The following is a 14277-nucleotide window of genomic DNA, read 5'->3' as shown; positions in this document are numbered from 1 at the left end:
CCTTACTCCTTGCTCACTCGGTTAACCTCTTCCAGGCTGGTAATACCCTGCATGACTTTCAGTAACCCACTGCGGTGAAGGCTTGGATAGCCCTCCTTGCGCACTTGTTGATCAATATCTAAGGCGTTGGCATCACGCATAATTAGTTGACGCATCGCTTCGGTGATCGGCACTACCTCATAAATGCCAATTCGACCTTTATAACCGTGAGTACAGTGCTTGCAACCTAACGGTTTGTAGATCGTTGCCTGATGGATTTCTTCGCTACTAAAGCCTTCTTTGCGCAGCGCCTCGTGGGGAATGTCAATGGGCTCTTTGCAGTGTGTGCATAGTTTACGAGCCAGCCGTTGGGCAACAATCAAGCTAACGGCGCTGGTGATATTAAACGAAGAGACTCCCATATTAGCCAGTCGAGTCAGTGTCTCAGCTGCCGAGTTGGTATGCACCGTGGAGAGTACCAAGTGGCCTGTCTGTGCAGCTTTAACGGCAATTTCGGCGGTTTCCAGGTCACGAATCTCGCCCACCATGACCACATCAGGGTCTTGGCGCAGAAACGCCCTTAACGCACTGGCAAAATCGAGGCCGATCTTAGGCAATACGTTCACCTGATTGATACCCGCGACTTTGATTTCAACCGGGTCTTCGGCGGTGCAAATATTGCGTTCCACTTTATTAAGAATATTAATGCCGGTATACAGCGAAACGGTTTTACCACTACCGGTAGGGCCGGTTACTAGAATCATGCCTTGGGGTTGTTTTAAGGCGTATTCATAATGGCGCCGTTGTTCGTCGGTAAATCCAAGTTGCTCAATACCCAGCTGCATTGCGGTAGGGTCTAATATTCGCAGCACCAACTTTTCACCATAGACAGTAGGTAGCGAATTAACCCGGAAATCGAGGGAGCGGGTGCGCGAAAGCTTGAGTTTTATCGAGCCATCCTGAGGCAGGCGGCGCTCGGAAATATCAAGGCGGGCCATGATTTTTAGCCGGGCCGCGATACGATTGCGCATGGCGAATGGTGGCCGTGCCACTTCTATGAGCATTCCATCAACCCGAAAGCGTACTCGGTAAAGCGCTTCGTAAGGTTCGAAATGGATATCGGAGGCGCCTCGGCGGATAGCATCTAGCAGAATTTTGTTCACAAATTTAACGATGGGTGCATCTTCGCTATTTTGGGAAGCCTCTTCCAGCGGTACATCGTTACCGCCGTTGTTCTGCATAATGCTCAGCGAGCTGACCACATCGTCCAACTCATCCAGCATGCCGCGCTCGTTGTGAGCAAGGTAGCTATTGAGAACGACAGTGATTTGATCAACGGGCGCGAGGATACCTTCAATGCTCAGGCCTGTTGCAAACTGCAATTCATCCAGTCGCGTCAATGTAGCGGGGTAGGGCACCGCCACCGTGAGGCGATGACCGTGGCGCGCTAATGGCAAAACGTTAAGGCTCTGCAGTACTTTGACAGGATAGTCTGCAGCGGGGGGCAGTGAGGTAAGCCGCACCGCCTCCAGGTTAATGACTGGAAGCCCATACTCCCAGCCAGCCGCCAGTGTGGCTTTGTTAGGGTCGACCAGGCCGCTTTCGATCACATGCTGAAGTAACGATATTTCCAAGTCCGACGCGGTTGTTTCCGCTGTTGCGGCCTGGGCGTTGGTCAGCAAGCCGTGCTTGACCAAGCGCTGGGCAATGCCGCGCAGGTCGCCATGTGCGGAGGCGTGGCTTAAAGTCGACTCTAAGGAAGGCTGGCTCATCAAAAAACCTGTTTTACATCGATATAAGCGTGTTACTTGTACCATAAACTAGCGTTTACAGGGATGAAATTACTAATCCTTTCATGTAGTTAAAGCGGTAGTCGGCTAAGCTGATCATATTAATAAGGTTCGTTGTAAAAGTAGACCATTTAAGTTAGTTTAATTTCAACGATTTCTAATTCTTTTTAAGGGTTCACGATCCTTAAAAAGGCTTTTCCTTCACCTCACAGGAGATGCCTTCATGCAGAATGCTGCACAGCCAATTTCTCGTAACACCATCCAAGGCGGTTTCACGCTGATTGAGCTGATGATCGTCGTTGCGATTATTGGTGTATTGGCATCTATTGCTGTGCCGCAGTATCAAAATTACGTGGGTCGCGCGCAAGCTGCAGAGGCTTTTACTGCTACAGCAGGTTTGAGAACTGACATCGGTTTATACTTTTCTGAGAATGGAAACTTTGTAGGCTATAAAACAATAAACAGCACCCCTTCTTACATCTCCAATACCGCAAATCAAATAGGTGGTCAGTACATCAGTGGTGTGACACTCAATGGACAAGCGAGCGGTGGGTTCACCGTCGCATTTGATAATGGCGTTCATAGCGGCTCTTCAATGGTGATTCAACCACTTATCAGCAATGAAACAACGAATGATGCTGTAGCAACTGCTAGCACTAGCGGTGGGCAAATTACTGGTTGGCGTTGTAGCAGCACTACTATCGACGATACCTTTCTTCCCTCAGCTTGTCGTCCCTAGCTCTTTACTTATTAATTCCAAAGGGCCCACGTGCCCTTTATTACTTCCATACTTCCTACTCATTTGTTCTTTACACTATAAACTCTGACCTTAAGCGAGGAGCTTACAGTGAAGCCCATCAAACTGATTGCCATAAGCGCACTTGGCGCATTGCTAGTTAATAGCGCAGCCTTTGCTCAGCCTGACCATGCCCCGGCCCACGGTGCCCGCGATAAGGGCCAGCACCAGCAACATGCATCTAACCGACCTGGTCACTTCCGCGATGAGCGAGTTGATTTACCACGCATTAACGAACGTGAGCTGCGCCAGCTGCTGCGCCGGCATGACGCACCGCGAGCCGAATCGTTGCCGCCAGGTATTCAGCGCAACCTTGAGCGTGGCAAACCTTTGCCCCCAGGTATCGCCAAGCGTTTTGACGGCCAGTTAGCATCTCAATTGCCGCGCTACCCAGGCTATGAGTGGGAGCGTGTTGGTGCCGATGTGGTGCTAATTGAAGCTGCCACGCGCATCGTGGTGGATGTATTGGTAGACGTATTGCGTTAACCATTGCAAGCGCAAGTCGGTATGACTCGAAAATTACATCCCGGCGGCTTATGGTAGAAGCTCACAGTATCATCGCGTCCTAAAGGGAGATTCAATGAGCGACCACACACTAGCCGCACGTCTTGAAATTACTATCGCTATTGCCGAAGAAGCTGGGCAGATGATTATCAAGGCGCGGGAGCAGCAAGGCTTTGCCCAGCGCTTAAAAAAGGATAATGAGTTGGTCACCGACGTGGATGTGGCCGTGGATGAGCTCATTAGTCAACGCCTGGAGGAGCACTTTCCGGGGGAAGCGCGGCTGAGTGAAGAGCTTGCTCCAGAAAGCGCTTTGCATGAAACAGCACCTAAGCTGTGGGTGGTGGATCCTATTGATGGCACGGTTAATTTTGCTCAAGGGCTTCGCCACGTAGCGGTTTCCATTGGCTGGATGGAAGAGGGCGTTGCCAAGGTGGGCGTTGTTCATGCACCGTTTTTAGGTGAGACCTTTAGTGCTGCAGAAGGCTCTGGGGCTTTTTGCAACGGTCAAACCATACAGCCAAGCAGTGCGGAATCACTGGCGCACACCCTGGTAGGGACAGGATTTCCCTACCGTAAAGAGGAGCGTAAGCAACTTTTGAAGCGCTTGGAAGCTGTGCTGTTTGAGTGCCAAGACGTACGTCGTAATGGCGCAGCAGCGCTCGATTTATGCGATGTAGCCTGTGGTCGTCTGGATGCATATTACGAGAGTGTCTCGCCCTGGGATTTCGTTGCAGGCTGGGTTATTGCACGGGAAGCCGGCGCGCGAGTAGGGCATCTATACCCAGTACCTTCAGCGGTGCCGGAAGATATCTACCCGGATCATTTAATCGTAACGGCCCCCGGTGTATATGACGCAATGGCTTATCTGCTGCTTGAAGCCGATCAACGTAAGCCATAAAGGGTGATGAGATTTATAGCGGTGTGTGACAAATACTTGAAAAGAAAGCGCTATAAGGGCTTTTCATTTATGCAAGAAACCGCTAGTATACGCACCGTCTTGAGGCAAAGATGTAGCGGCCAATAAAGACAGCGGAGCGTGGCGCAGCTTGGTAGCGCGTTGCAATGGGGTTGCAAAGGTCGCAGGTTCGAATCCTGTCGCTCCGACCAAGAACATATAAAACGGTCACTTAGCTAATTGCTACAGTGGCCGTTTTTGTTTGTTAGCGTTTTATAAGTGGCATATAGGTGACACTTGTCCGGAGTTTCTGTGATGTCACGCCATCATCGTATTTGGAGATGTCACAGCAACCTCATGCTTGGCGGGCGCTGGGGCGATCTTGACGCCGCACATGACGGATCACCTCGATCCGGGCGGGCACCACATGCAGCTCCTCGCTGACCGCTTCACCGATGACCTTCAGCGCGGTGTGCTGTCATCGTCACAATGGTGGGCGTTCTCGGGCAGTTCATGGACGCTCCCCACCGCGACAAACCGGCCGGGACTAAATGCCGCTGAGTGGCCCGCTCGAAATCATCAAGACACAAGATGTGTTGTAGGCGGCGAGGCATTATGTTTCCTCAATAGCATCAGCCCGTCGCCAGACATGCTCATTAACCGCGGTAAGCGGGCCGCTGCCGATCAGCGTGCCCAGCAGATTATCGACTGCCAACTGTGCCATGGCCTCACGTGTTTCATGGGTCGCCGAGCCAATGTGTGGAGTCGTCACTACATTGTCCATGGCCGCCAGTGGCGAATCGGGTGGAAGCGGTTCCTCTACGAACACGTCAAGCCCAGCTGCACGGATTCCGCCGGAGTGGAGTGCCTCGATCAGTGCTGGCTCGTCGACCACTTTACCTCTCGCTATATTGATTAGGGCAGCCGTCGTTTTCATCCGTGCTAGAGCATCTGCGTCAATTAAGTGATGTGTATCGCTGTTATAGGGCACGCTGAGGCAGACGATATCTGCTTCAGCTAACAGGTCATTCAGCTCACGCCTTTTCGCCCCTAACTGCTGCTCAAGCGCAGGCTTGGATGAGGCGGCGGTATAGAGAATGGGCATACCAAAACCCAACGCTCCCCGTCGTGCAATCGCCGCACCAATGCGACCAGCACCCACGATGCCTAGGGTTTTGCCGTGTACATCAATACCGAAGTATTCGGGACCGATATGTGTTCGCCAGCCGCCATCGCGGACAAGGTTGGACAGTTCGACTAGCCGCCGCTGGGTCGCCATGATTAGCATAAATGCTGTGTCGGCAGTGGTTTCGGTAAGCACATCTGGCGTATTGCAGAGTAGAATGCGGCGTTGATTCAGTGCCTTAAGGGGCAGGTGGTCATAGCCCACTGAAATGGTGGATACCACTTGAAGCGCAGGCGCCTCGGCTAGCATTGCCTCATTGAGTTCTAGCTTACCGCCGATTAGGCCATGAGCTCTGGAAAGCGCTGCCATGAAATCAGCACGGTTTGATTCGTCCACGTCCTCGAAATAGTCGACCTCGGCAACTTCGGAAAGTGCCTCAAGCTGGGCTTCACTGAGCCGTCGTACAGCGACAATACGCCACGATTTCGTTTGCTCATCCATGGCTCGCCTCACCTATGCCTTCCATCTGGAATCCTATCGCTTTAAGCGAAGACACGAGTTCAGATACACGCTGCTCCTCCAGCTCTACTAAAGGCGGGCGCACACGCCGCCAAGCGTCTTTTCCTGAGAAGTAAGCTGTTGCCGCCTTCATGGCAGGGATCAGTGGGTACTTTTCAAATAGGTCGCGTATAACATTGAGGTTCTGCTGATGAACGTCGGCATCGTCCGCCTGCCAATGCCGGGCCAACTCAACGATGGCGGCCGGATTGACGTTGGCAGTGGCGCTAATGCAGCCAGCACCGCCTGCTCGTAGGGTATCCAGCAAGAACCGCTCGCTGCCGGCATACACAGCAAAGTCTTGCCCAGCAAAGCGCTCGGTTAACCCTTTGGTGTGCTCCCAGTCTCCGCCGCTGTCCTTGATGCCAGCAATAATGCCCGGGAAGGCGTCACGTAAACGCTCGATCAGTTCAAACGAGAGCGGGACATGAGTGACCGGCGGGATATGGTAGAGGTAGATCCGTAGGCGCGAATTTGCGATGCGATTGATCACCTCACTGTAATAGCGGAACAAGCCTTCATCGCTAACACCCTTATAGTAGAAGGGCGGTAGCATCAGCACACCGGCACAGCCACTGTCCACTGCCTCGCGTGTCAGCGCCACGCAATCATCAATTGTACAGCTCCCGGTGCCGGGCATAATCCTGGAGGGATCGACACCGCCATGCACTAGCGCTTTTAAAAGCTCCTGTTTCTCGCCCACCGTCATTGAGTTGGCTTCAGAATTTGTGCCGAACACGGCCAAGCCGACACCATTTGAGGCCAGCCATTGGCAGTGCGCCACAAAACGTTGCGTATCCGGCGCCAAGTCGGCGCCGAAGGGGGTAATCACCGGTGACCAGACGTCTCCACTCGCTTGGGACATGATATTCTCCTTGTTGTTGTAAGGTCGTTATTGCCAGGGCTCGATGGCATAGCGCTCAAGCGCAGCCTGATCAAAGCCAAAACCAAGTCCGGGTGCGGTGGGCAGTAGCAATTGTCCGTCGGCAAACTCCAACTGGGTATCCACAAGGCGCCTGAAGTTAAGCACCTGATCGTCGGCAAAGAACTCAACCATCTTCACGTTTGGCGCCGATGCCACCAGATGGATATGCAAGTCGTGGAACCAGTGCGGATAAATATCCACCCCATAGCTGGCAGCCGTGGCGGCGATACGCCGAAACTCGGTGATGCCTCCACAAACCGCCGCATCAGTCTGCAAAATCATGGCTGCTTCTTTGTCCAGCAGCTCCTTGAAGCGCCAGCGTCCCGCTTCGATTTCACCGGTGGCTACCGGAACTGGCGTGCGCTCCGCTAAGCGGCGATGATTGTCAATGTCATCGGGACTAAAGGGCTCCTCGATCCAGAACGGATTATAAGGTTCTGCCATGCGCATGAAGGCTAACGCCGACGGCAGATCCCGCCAGGCATTGTTGGCATCCATCATTACTTGTACATCTGGGCCCACCGCCTCGCGAACCGCCGCCAAGCGAGCTTCCTCTCCCGCTAGGTCTTCTCGTCCCACTTTCATCTTTACCGCGGTGAAACCTTTTGACACGTAGCCTGCCATCTCTTCGCCAAGCATCGCGGGCGTTTTGCCGTCTAGGTAGTAGCCTCCGCTGGCATAAGCCGGCACGCTGAGGGTGTCGCTGGCGCCCAGAAATTTATAGAGCGGGAGTTTCGCTGCCCGAGCGTTACGGTCCCACAGCGCGGTATCCAAAATACTGATGGCACGCATCACCGAACCGCTGCGGCCATGAAGAAGCGATTCCTGATACATCGCTTGCCACAGTGCTTCGGTCGAATGAGCGTCCGCTCCCAACAGCACCGGCTTCAGCAGTTCCCGTACCGCATTTGCCACTAGTGAGCCAGCATTATTGCCGCCATAGCAAAACCCAATGCCTATATGGCCATCATCACCCACCACTTCCACTAGTACATAATCTCGCTTAAGTACCTGTCGATTAGAAAAGCTGGTGGGGTTGTCTAGCGGTACATTGACCGTTCGAGTACGTACTTCGGTTATCGTTGTCATGATGAATCCTCGAATTGAGAGTAAGGTCACTCAGGCTGAGTACGCTGGCGCAGTGCAACCCGCAGCCAGCGAAAGAGGGGGGTCGGTTGCAGGATCGAGAAAGCGGCGATGCATAACAGCACCACGGCAATGGGGCTGGTCAAAAAGATGCTCAGGTTGCCTTGCCCGATCAGCATTGACTGTTGGTAACTGGTCTCCATGACCGGCCCCAGAATCAGCCCGATCACCATTGGCGCTGGTGAGACACCGGCTTTGTTCATCCAGTAACCAAACAGCCCAAAGCCCAGCATCAGCCCAACTTCAAACAAGCTATTGTTGATAGCAAAGGCACCAATCACACACAGCGTGATGATGGAGCAGGCCACGAAGCTGTCAGGTACCCGCGTTACGCTTACACAGAGCCGAGTGAACAGTAGCCCCACCAGCAGTAGGCCTATGTTGGCGAAAATCACCGCCCAGATGAGGGTGTAAGTGACATCGCCATAGTCAGTCAGCAGGTTAGGGCCGGGCAGGATGCCCTGAACCATTAGCGCACCTAGCAGAATGGCAGTAGAGGAACTGCCAGGAATACCCAGAGCAATGGTGGGTATCAAGGCACCACCCACCACCGCATTGTTGGCCGCTTCAGGTGCAGCGACACCCGCAATGTCTCCCTTGCCAAAGCGACTCTTATCTTTGGCAAAGCGCTTGGCTTCGTTGTAAGCGAACCAACTGGCAGTATCGCCGCCGGTACCGGGAATTAGGCCAGTGATGATGCCGATGCCACTGGAACGGAAGATATTGGGTAACAAGCGGCGAATCTCAGCGAGAGGCGGAATCAACCTATCGGTGATTTTGCTTGCCACCTTCTGAGCACCATGGGCATTCTCGATCAATATCAGCGCTTGCGGGATCGAGAACAGACCGATCAGTGCGACGGTGAATTCGATACCCGAAAACAGGTTAATGACCCCGTAGGTCATTCGTGGCGTGCCGGTGATGAGATCCATACCTACTGTGCTCAACAGTAATCCCAGGGTGCCAGAAAGCAGGCCACTGACGACTGAGCCTTGTGATAAAGAGCCAATGATGGTGATACCCAATACAGCAATCGCGAACAGCTCGATAGGGCCGAACTTGAGTACCAGTACGCCAAGCAACGGCGCTGCAGTGAGTAGGGCGATGCCGCTCAGCAGCCCCCCGATAAAAGAAGCGAAGAGCGACACTCCTAATGCCCTTCCGGCCTGGCCTTGTTGCGATAGCGGAAATCCATCAAGTACTGTCGCCGCGGCCGAAGGGGTGCCTGGCGTCTTCAATAGAATGGCGGCGATAGAGCCACCGTAGGAGGCCCCCACATAGAGCGAAGCCAGCATGCTGAGACCCGAGGCCGGATTCATGCCAAAGGTTAGAGGTAACAGCAGCGCCAACGCCATGGTCGCCGAGAGTCCCGGCATGGCGCCTACAAACAGCCCCAGCAGGGTGCCGCCAAGTATTAGGGAGATATTGGTGAACGTGATGACGTTGGTCAGGCCCACCAAAACAAGATTATCCATATGACTAGACTCCAGAAGCCTGCGTCAGGCACCCCCTCCCAGCGCGCTGCAATGTCTTTCTAAGCCATGCGAGCCGGGAATAAGGGGTGCTCTAATTGTCGTTATGAGGAAAACAGAGGCGGCAGTAGCGGGACAGGCAGGCCTAGAAAGCCGATGAAAACCGCACACACCACCGCGACCAACACCACAATGCCTATGGCGGCGAAGCGCCATGAAACATGCCCGATCATCGCTAACGCCACTACCATGAAACCAACAGTGGCAATCAGGTATCCTGTTATCGAAATGGTGTAGAGGTAGAAGGCGGCCAATAAGAAAATCAGCATTGCCTTCCATGGCTTGCGGTGCCTAGCTTGGCCGCTGACGCTCTCCTCCTCTGGTGCGGCAGTATTGGAGGTTGCTGCTCCCTCGGCCGAGAGCTGACGCAGGATACTGAATACTTCCTGGCCCACCATCGCCGCTCCCAACAATGCGACGGCAACCGAATAGATAAGGGGCATGTTCGCCGCCTTAGCCGGATAGCCCATCGCAGTGATATAAAAGGTCGCTGCTATGCCAATGGCAAAAAATCCTAAGACTAGACGACTTATGTTCATTTCATACCCCTTTGTCGATTCGCCATTTCCCTCTGCCGGTTAAGCGACTTACTGGTTGACCTCATCTTTGACATCTGCCCAGATTTCCTCGAATTGGCCTTCCATGTCTTGCATCATCTGGCCGTAGTCGTCACCGGTCTGGATGTCGAGATTCATGGCACGTTCCTGAGCCGTCTGCTGGAATTCCTCGTTATCTTTTAGGGCTTCAAAGGCAGCAATAAGCTCATCGCGTGCTTCATCTGGAATGCCTGCTGGTGCGCTGTAACCGCGTGAAGAGCCGGCCACGACATCTATATCTTTCTCAATCATGGTGGGCACATCAGGCAGAATGTCCAGACGCTCTTTAGTGAAGACGGCGAGGGGGCGAAGGCTGCCCGACTGGATGTGGCCATAGACATTACCAAGGTTATTGAAACTGGCGTCGACCTTGCTTCCCAGGGCTGCTGTCGCAGAGGGGCCATCGCCCTGGAAAGGGACTTTTTGGAAGGAAAGCCCCGTTGCCTTCTCAATCATGATGGTTGAAAAGAAGTCATCACCGCCGACGCCTGAATTTGCCACTGTAATCTGACCGGGGCGTTCCTCGGCAGCAGCGAGAAAATCTTCCACTGTTTGATAGGGGCTGTCTTCCGGCACCACGATAACGCCTGGGTCGGTTACCACGTTGGCGATGGGCGTTAGCTCGTCGATTGAGTAATTAATAGCGTCATTCATGATGTAGTTCGTCATCAGCATCGGGGTATTGGTGATGCTGATGACGCTGCCATCATTTGCCGACTGTTGGGTTAGCCGCGTCCATGCAATCGCGCCTGTGGCGCCGGGAATGTATTCATTAATAAATTCCACGCCCAGGGATTCTCGCAAAAATGGTTGGGTCAACTGGGCCAAGGTATCGCTGCCTCCACCTGCCTTAAATCCTTGAAGCACCTTAATCTCATCGGCTGCTGAATACTCCGCCTGAGCGGCGCCTGAAAGTATCAGGGCGGATAGTAGGGACGCTGTGTAAATGCTACGGATTTTCATTGTTATTACCTCAAGTGCTGTTTGTCGTTGTGATGCACATGGTTGAGCAAGGCGTGCTTGCACTATCCAACGTAGTTGCACATCAATAATATTGTCAATAATATTATTAATAATCTTGCCAGCTAGATTTATACCGCCTAGCCTGAGGATCGAGAGCCGTATTTACAGACACCTCCGAGAAGCCGCGAATAAAGTAGAGGAAACCGCAATGAGCCAGAACTTTAAAAACAATAGCAACGGCAATGAGCGTCATGAATCGACATCTGAAGCCCCCACCTTGGGCATGTCCAACCGACTAACCAACTATGGCGATGCAGACTTTTCGCTCTTTCTGCGCAAGGCCTTCATTAAGGGCATGGGTTATACGGATGATGCGCTCTCGCGTCCGGTCATTGGGATTGCCAATACCTACAGTGGCTACAATGCCTGTCATGGCAATGTGCCTGGATTGGTCGAGAGCGTTAAACGTGGCGTCATGCTCGCTGGCGGCTTACCAGTAGACTTTCCCACCATTACTCTTCATGAATCTTTCGCTAACCCCACCAGCATGTACCTGCGTAACCTTATGGCATTGGATACGGAGGAGATGATTCGTGCCCAGCCGATGGATGCCGTGGTGCTGATCGGCGGTTGCGATAAGACCGTACCCGCACAGTTGATGGCCGCCGCTAGCGCTGGTGTTCCAACAGTCCAAGTCGTCACCGGACCCATGCTTGCAGGCTCACACCGTGGTACTCGCGTCGGAGCCTGCACCGACTGTCGCCGTTACTGGGCCTCCTACCGTGGTAATGACATCGACGAAGCAGAAATTAACGAAGTCAACGACAAGCTGGTCCCTACCGTGGGTACTTGCTCGGTAATGGGCACCGCAAGCACCATGGCCTGCCTAGCCGAGACACTGGGAATAATGCTACCCAATAGCGCCACTGCGCCGGCTGTCTACGCTGATCGGCAACGCATTGCCGAACAGTCAGGTGCGCAGGCCGTTGCACTTGCACACGCAGGCGTTACGCCAGATCAAATTCTTACTCCTGAAGCTTTCGAAAATGCTTTGCGCGTACTGCTCTCCTTAGGCGGCTCCACTAATGCCTTGATTCATCTGACCGCTATCGCAGGGCGCTTGGGCATCGATATCGATCTTGAGGCATTTGACCGAATGAGCCAGGAAACCCCTGTACTGATGGATCTCAAACCATCAGGAGAAGGGTACATGGAAGATTTGCATCGGGCAGGCGGCCTGCCCACCTTGCTACGTGAGTTAAAACCGTTGTTACACTTGAGCGCCATGACCATCAATGGCCATACCTTGGGCGAGAACATCGATGCCGCCGTCCATCTCATCGATCAAAAGGTCGTGCGGTCAATGCAAAGCCCGGTCTACGCCCAGGGTGGTATAGCAGTCTTGCGTGGTAACTTGGCACCGTCTGGCGCCATTATTAAGCAGTCAGCTGCCTCGGCCGATCTTATGACTCACCGCGGTCGTGCTGTCGTGTTCACAGGTCTAGAAGACTTGGCTAACCGTATTGATGACCTGGGTCTGGATGTGCAAGCTGACGACGTGCTAGTACTACAGAACATAGGGCCCAAAGGGGCACCGGGTATGCCAGAAGCGGGTTACATTCCGATTCCCAAGAAACTCGCCGCTCAAGGCGTTAAAGATATGGTTCGCATATCTGACGGGCGCATGAGTGGCACCGCAGCAGGTACTATTGTGCTCCACGTCTCTCCAGAATCCGCTGAGGGTGGCCCGCTTGGGTTGGTACGCGATGGCGATTTCATATCGCTTGATGTTGCTAACAATCAGTTGAACCTAGAAGTGGATAACAAGGTGCTCGATGCTAGACGCCAATCCCTCAAGGGGGAGGAGGGCGGAGCGCCACTGCTGGGCTATCGGCGTCTGTTTATGGAGCAAATCCTTCAAGCCGAACAAGGGTGCGATTTCCGTGCCTGTCGGCCTGAACCTACGTGCCGGATACCAAGACAGAATGAAGCCTGAAAGCGAGTTTGATACACTTATTTTCCTTATGCACCGCAAAGAATGCTGAGAAAGCGATCATGAACCGAACTGCCCAGCCGCCCACTGTAAGTGGCGCCGAGACTCAACCCTCTACACCTGCAAACGGTGTCGATGACATCGTGGCCGCTGTAGAAGAGGACATTGTGCTCGGCCGACTGCACCCGCGTGAGCGGCTGGTCGAAGAGGCCATGATGGAGCGCTTCGACTGCAAGCGACACGTTGTTCGCCAGGCTCTCTTCCAACTCGATAACATCGGTTTAACTGAGCGCATCAAAAACAGAGGTGCTTTCGTCCGGAGTTATCCGCCGGAAGAGGTCGAGGACATCTACGCTATGCGCGAGATTCTCGAATTAGCTGCAGTGAGTAGACTGCCCCTGCCAGCTCCGCAGGAATGGCTTTCAGAGCTTGAAGATGTTCATCAGCAGCACAGCTCAGCCGTGAATGCTCACGACCTAAGGCAAGTATTCCATATGAACATCGCTTTTCACCGCACCTTATTCAGAGCCTGCGGGAATGAATATTTGTACGCTACTATTAATGAGTTCGCCCAGAAGGCTCATGGCATCCGCTTTATCGCGATTACGGATCGCGATGCTCTGGCTCAAGCCAGAAATGAACACCAATTGATGATTGACGCCATTCGCGACGAAGACCGCGAACGCTTGTCTGACCTGTGTCGCCAGCATCTACTACCTTCCAAAAACCGCTACTTGGCGCTTTATGCTGGCATTAAAGATTAAGTTTCACAGATTTTCCAAACCGTAGAAGCTTTTGTGTCACTTGAATAGGTTGTGAGTGGGTTCGGTTCTGAATTCAGCTAATAAGTGCAGCACCTGTGGTTTCTAGTGCTCCTGAGTATTCACCTAAGAACACCTGGGCTGGGGCTCGGTATCCCAGCCGCTTTCTTGGCTCATCGTTTGCGACTTAAAGAGTGTTACAGCGTAAGGGCCTTGGCAGCTGAAACAGGGATAAGCAAAAGCCAAATCAGCCTATCGCTGAAACGCTGCATCGAGGTTGGCCTCGTGCGAAAAGATCGCAAAACCGGCGTGCCGCGTGCGAATGTCAGAGCCCTATTTGATTTTATTGTGCATGGTCTGCGCTACGTATTCCCAGCTAGGCCTGGTGAAATTACGCGTGGAATTGCCACCACTTTTGCAGCACCGGTGTTAAAAGGCCAAATTTACAGTGCGGGTGAGTTGCTATTGGTTTGGCCTGACCCGCGAGGCAATAGTAAAGGTCCGGCGGTAGAGCCGTTGTTCAAAACGGCAACTTACGCTGTACGGCGTGATAAAGAACTTTATGCGATGTTAGCGTTGGTAGATGCCATACGTTTGGGCCATCCCCGTGAAAGCAAAGTGGCCGCTGAACAGCTCTCGCAACATCTGATGACTGGTGCAAGGAGCCAATAATGATCCTGTTTGAGGATCAGCGCGCGATGCTTCGCCAAGTC

14 protein-coding genes, 1 tRNA gene and 1 pseudogene are annotated in these 14277 nt (G+C 53.2%); 7 read left to right on the top strand and 9 right to left on the bottom strand.

The window, feature by feature from the left end; genetic code table 11:
* Positions 1-2: 2 nt before the first annotated feature.
* The gene (gene pilB / locus HALA3H3_RS21510; RefSeq protein WP_022523591.1) at positions 3-1751 is read right to left on the bottom strand and encodes a type IV-A pilus assembly ATPase PilB; all 1749 of its coding nucleotides are present in this window, start codon (positions 1749-1751) and stop codon (positions 3-5) included.
* Positions 1752-1992: 241 nt separating this feature from the next.
* On the opposite strand from pilB, the gene HALA3H3_RS21505 reads away from it, so the two are divergent.
* The 4 genes from HALA3H3_RS21505 (at position 1993) to HALA3H3_RS21490 (ending at position 4176) form a co-directional block, all read left to right on the top strand.
* Positions 1993-2508 carry a pilin gene (locus HALA3H3_RS21505; RefSeq protein ID WP_022523590.1) on the top strand — a complete coding sequence of 172 codons (516 nt, stop codon included), beginning with the start codon at positions 1993-1995 and terminating at the stop codon, positions 2506-2508.
* Positions 2509-2616: 108 nt separating this feature from the next.
* Positions 2617-3051 (top strand): anti-virulence regulator CigR family protein, encoded by a 435-nt coding sequence (locus tag HALA3H3_RS21500; RefSeq protein ID WP_022523589.1) that lies wholly within the window; start codon positions 2617-2619, stop codon positions 3049-3051.
* A gap of 94 nt (positions 3052-3145) precedes the next feature.
* Positions 3146-3967, top strand: a complete 822-nt coding sequence (locus HALA3H3_RS21495) for an inositol monophosphatase family protein (RefSeq protein ID WP_022523588.1) — start codon at positions 3146-3148, stop codon at positions 3965-3967.
* A gap of 132 nt (positions 3968-4099) precedes the next feature.
* Positions 4100-4176: transfer RNA gene (locus HALA3H3_RS21490), tRNA-Pro, on the top strand.
* A 143-nt stretch (positions 4177-4319) separates the two neighbouring features.
* On the opposite strand, the gene HALA3H3_RS27500 is transcribed toward HALA3H3_RS21490, so the two are convergent.
* The 7 genes from HALA3H3_RS27500 to HALA3H3_RS21460 all read right to left on the bottom strand — a co-directional run bounded on the left by HALA3H3_RS27500 (position 4320) and on the right by HALA3H3_RS21460 (position 10810).
* The gene (locus HALA3H3_RS27500; RefSeq protein ID WP_231500690.1) at positions 4320-4397 is read right to left on the bottom strand and encodes a hypothetical protein; all 78 of its coding nucleotides are present in this window, start codon (positions 4395-4397) and stop codon (positions 4320-4322) included.
* Between the two features lie 180 nt (positions 4398-4577).
* Positions 4578-5591, bottom strand: a complete 1014-nt coding sequence (locus HALA3H3_RS21485; RefSeq protein WP_022523587.1) for a 2-hydroxyacid dehydrogenase — start codon at positions 5589-5591, stop codon at positions 4578-4580.
* Positions 5584-6513 (bottom strand): dihydrodipicolinate synthase family protein, encoded by a 930-nt coding sequence (locus HALA3H3_RS21480; RefSeq protein WP_022523586.1) that lies wholly within the window; start codon positions 6511-6513, stop codon positions 5584-5586. The genes HALA3H3_RS21485 and HALA3H3_RS21480 overlap by 8 nt, the downstream gene beginning before the upstream one ends.
* A 27-nt stretch (positions 6514-6540) precedes the next feature.
* A complete protein-coding gene (locus HALA3H3_RS21475; RefSeq protein ID WP_022523585.1) occupies positions 6541-7662 on the bottom strand; it encodes a mandelate racemase/muconate lactonizing enzyme family protein in 1122 nt (373 codons plus the stop codon).
* 26 nt (positions 7663-7688) lie between these two features.
* Positions 7689-9194 (bottom strand): tripartite tricarboxylate transporter permease, encoded by a 1506-nt coding sequence (locus HALA3H3_RS21470; protein WP_022523584.1) that lies wholly within the window; start codon positions 9192-9194, stop codon positions 7689-7691.
* 101 nt (positions 9195-9295) lie between these two features.
* Positions 9296-9790, bottom strand: coding sequence for a tripartite tricarboxylate transporter TctB family protein (locus HALA3H3_RS21465; protein WP_022523583.1), 495 nt, complete (start codon positions 9788-9790; stop codon positions 9296-9298).
* Positions 9791-9838: 48 nt separating this feature from the next.
* Entirely contained in the window at positions 9839-10810 is a 972-nt protein-coding gene (locus HALA3H3_RS21460; protein WP_022523582.1) for a tripartite tricarboxylate transporter substrate binding protein, read from the bottom strand.
* A gap of 208 nt (positions 10811-11018) precedes the next feature.
* Between HALA3H3_RS21460 and HALA3H3_RS21455 the strand changes: the two genes are divergently transcribed.
* Together HALA3H3_RS21455 and HALA3H3_RS21450 are read left to right on the top strand one after the other, a co-directional pair.
* Positions 11019-12806 carry an IlvD/Edd family dehydratase gene (locus HALA3H3_RS21455; protein ID WP_022523581.1) on the top strand — a complete coding sequence of 596 codons (1788 nt, stop codon included), beginning with the start codon at positions 11019-11021 and terminating at the stop codon, positions 12804-12806.
* Between the two features lie 59 nt (positions 12807-12865).
* The gene (locus tag HALA3H3_RS21450) at positions 12866-13567 is read left to right on the top strand and encodes a GntR family transcriptional regulator (protein ID WP_022523580.1); all 702 of its coding nucleotides are present in this window, start codon (positions 12866-12868) and stop codon (positions 13565-13567) included.
* 73 nt (positions 13568-13640) lie between these two features.
* On the opposite strand, the pseudogene HALA3H3_RS28010 reads toward HALA3H3_RS21450, so the two are convergent.
* A pseudogene (locus tag HALA3H3_RS28010) lies at positions 13641-13745 on the bottom strand (IS30 family transposase); the annotation flags it as partial.
* A gap of 32 nt (positions 13746-13777) precedes the next feature.
* Between HALA3H3_RS28010 and HALA3H3_RS21445 the strand changes: the two are divergent.
* Positions 13778-14236, top strand: a complete 459-nt coding sequence (locus HALA3H3_RS21445; protein WP_051430439.1) for a hypothetical protein — start codon at positions 13778-13780, stop codon at positions 14234-14236.
* Positions 14237-14277: the final 41 nt, after the last annotated feature.

Origin of the sequence: Halomonas sp. A3H3 (assembly GCF_000982975.1) — a bacterium.
Lineage (GTDB): Bacteria > Pseudomonadota > Gammaproteobacteria > Pseudomonadales > Halomonadaceae > Vreelandella > Vreelandella titanicae.
This window is presented reverse-complemented; position numbering and strand designations above follow the sequence as displayed.

Excerpts from the sequence above, each read along its gene's own strand:
- HALA3H3_RS21495 (WP_022523588.1), top strand. The coding sequence starts at position 3,146 with ATGAGCGACCACACACTAGCCGCACGTCTTGAAATTACTATCGCTATT.
- HALA3H3_RS21480 (WP_022523586.1), bottom strand. The coding sequence starts at position 6,513 with ATGTCCCAAGCGAGTGGAGACGTCTGGTCACCGGTGATTACCCCCTTC.
- pilB (WP_022523591.1), bottom strand. The coding sequence starts at position 1,751 with ATGAGCCAGCCTTCCTTAGAGTCGACTTTAAGCCACGCCTCCGCACAT.
- HALA3H3_RS21465 (WP_022523583.1), bottom strand. The coding sequence starts at position 9,790 with ATGAACATAAGTCGTCTAGTCTTAGGATTTTTTGCCATTGGCATAGCA.
- HALA3H3_RS21450 (WP_022523580.1), top strand. The coding sequence starts at position 12,866 with ATGAACCGAACTGCCCAGCCGCCCACTGTAAGTGGCGCCGAGACTCAA.
- HALA3H3_RS21505 (WP_022523590.1), top strand. The coding sequence starts at position 1,993 with ATGCAGAATGCTGCACAGCCAATTTCTCGTAACACCATCCAAGGCGGT.
- HALA3H3_RS21470 (WP_022523584.1), bottom strand. The coding sequence starts at position 9,194 with ATGGATAATCTTGTTTTGGTGGGCCTGACCAACGTCATCACGTTCACC.
- HALA3H3_RS21485 (WP_022523587.1), bottom strand. The coding sequence starts at position 5,591 with ATGGATGAGCAAACGAAATCGTGGCGTATTGTCGCTGTACGACGGCTC.
- HALA3H3_RS21475 (WP_022523585.1), bottom strand. The coding sequence starts at position 7,662 with ATGACAACGATAACCGAAGTACGTACTCGAACGGTCAATGTACCGCTA.
- HALA3H3_RS21455 (WP_022523581.1), top strand. The coding sequence starts at position 11,019 with ATGAGCCAGAACTTTAAAAACAATAGCAACGGCAATGAGCGTCATGAA.
- HALA3H3_RS21460 (WP_022523582.1), bottom strand. The coding sequence starts at position 10,810 with ATGAAAATCCGTAGCATTTACACAGCGTCCCTACTATCCGCCCTGATA.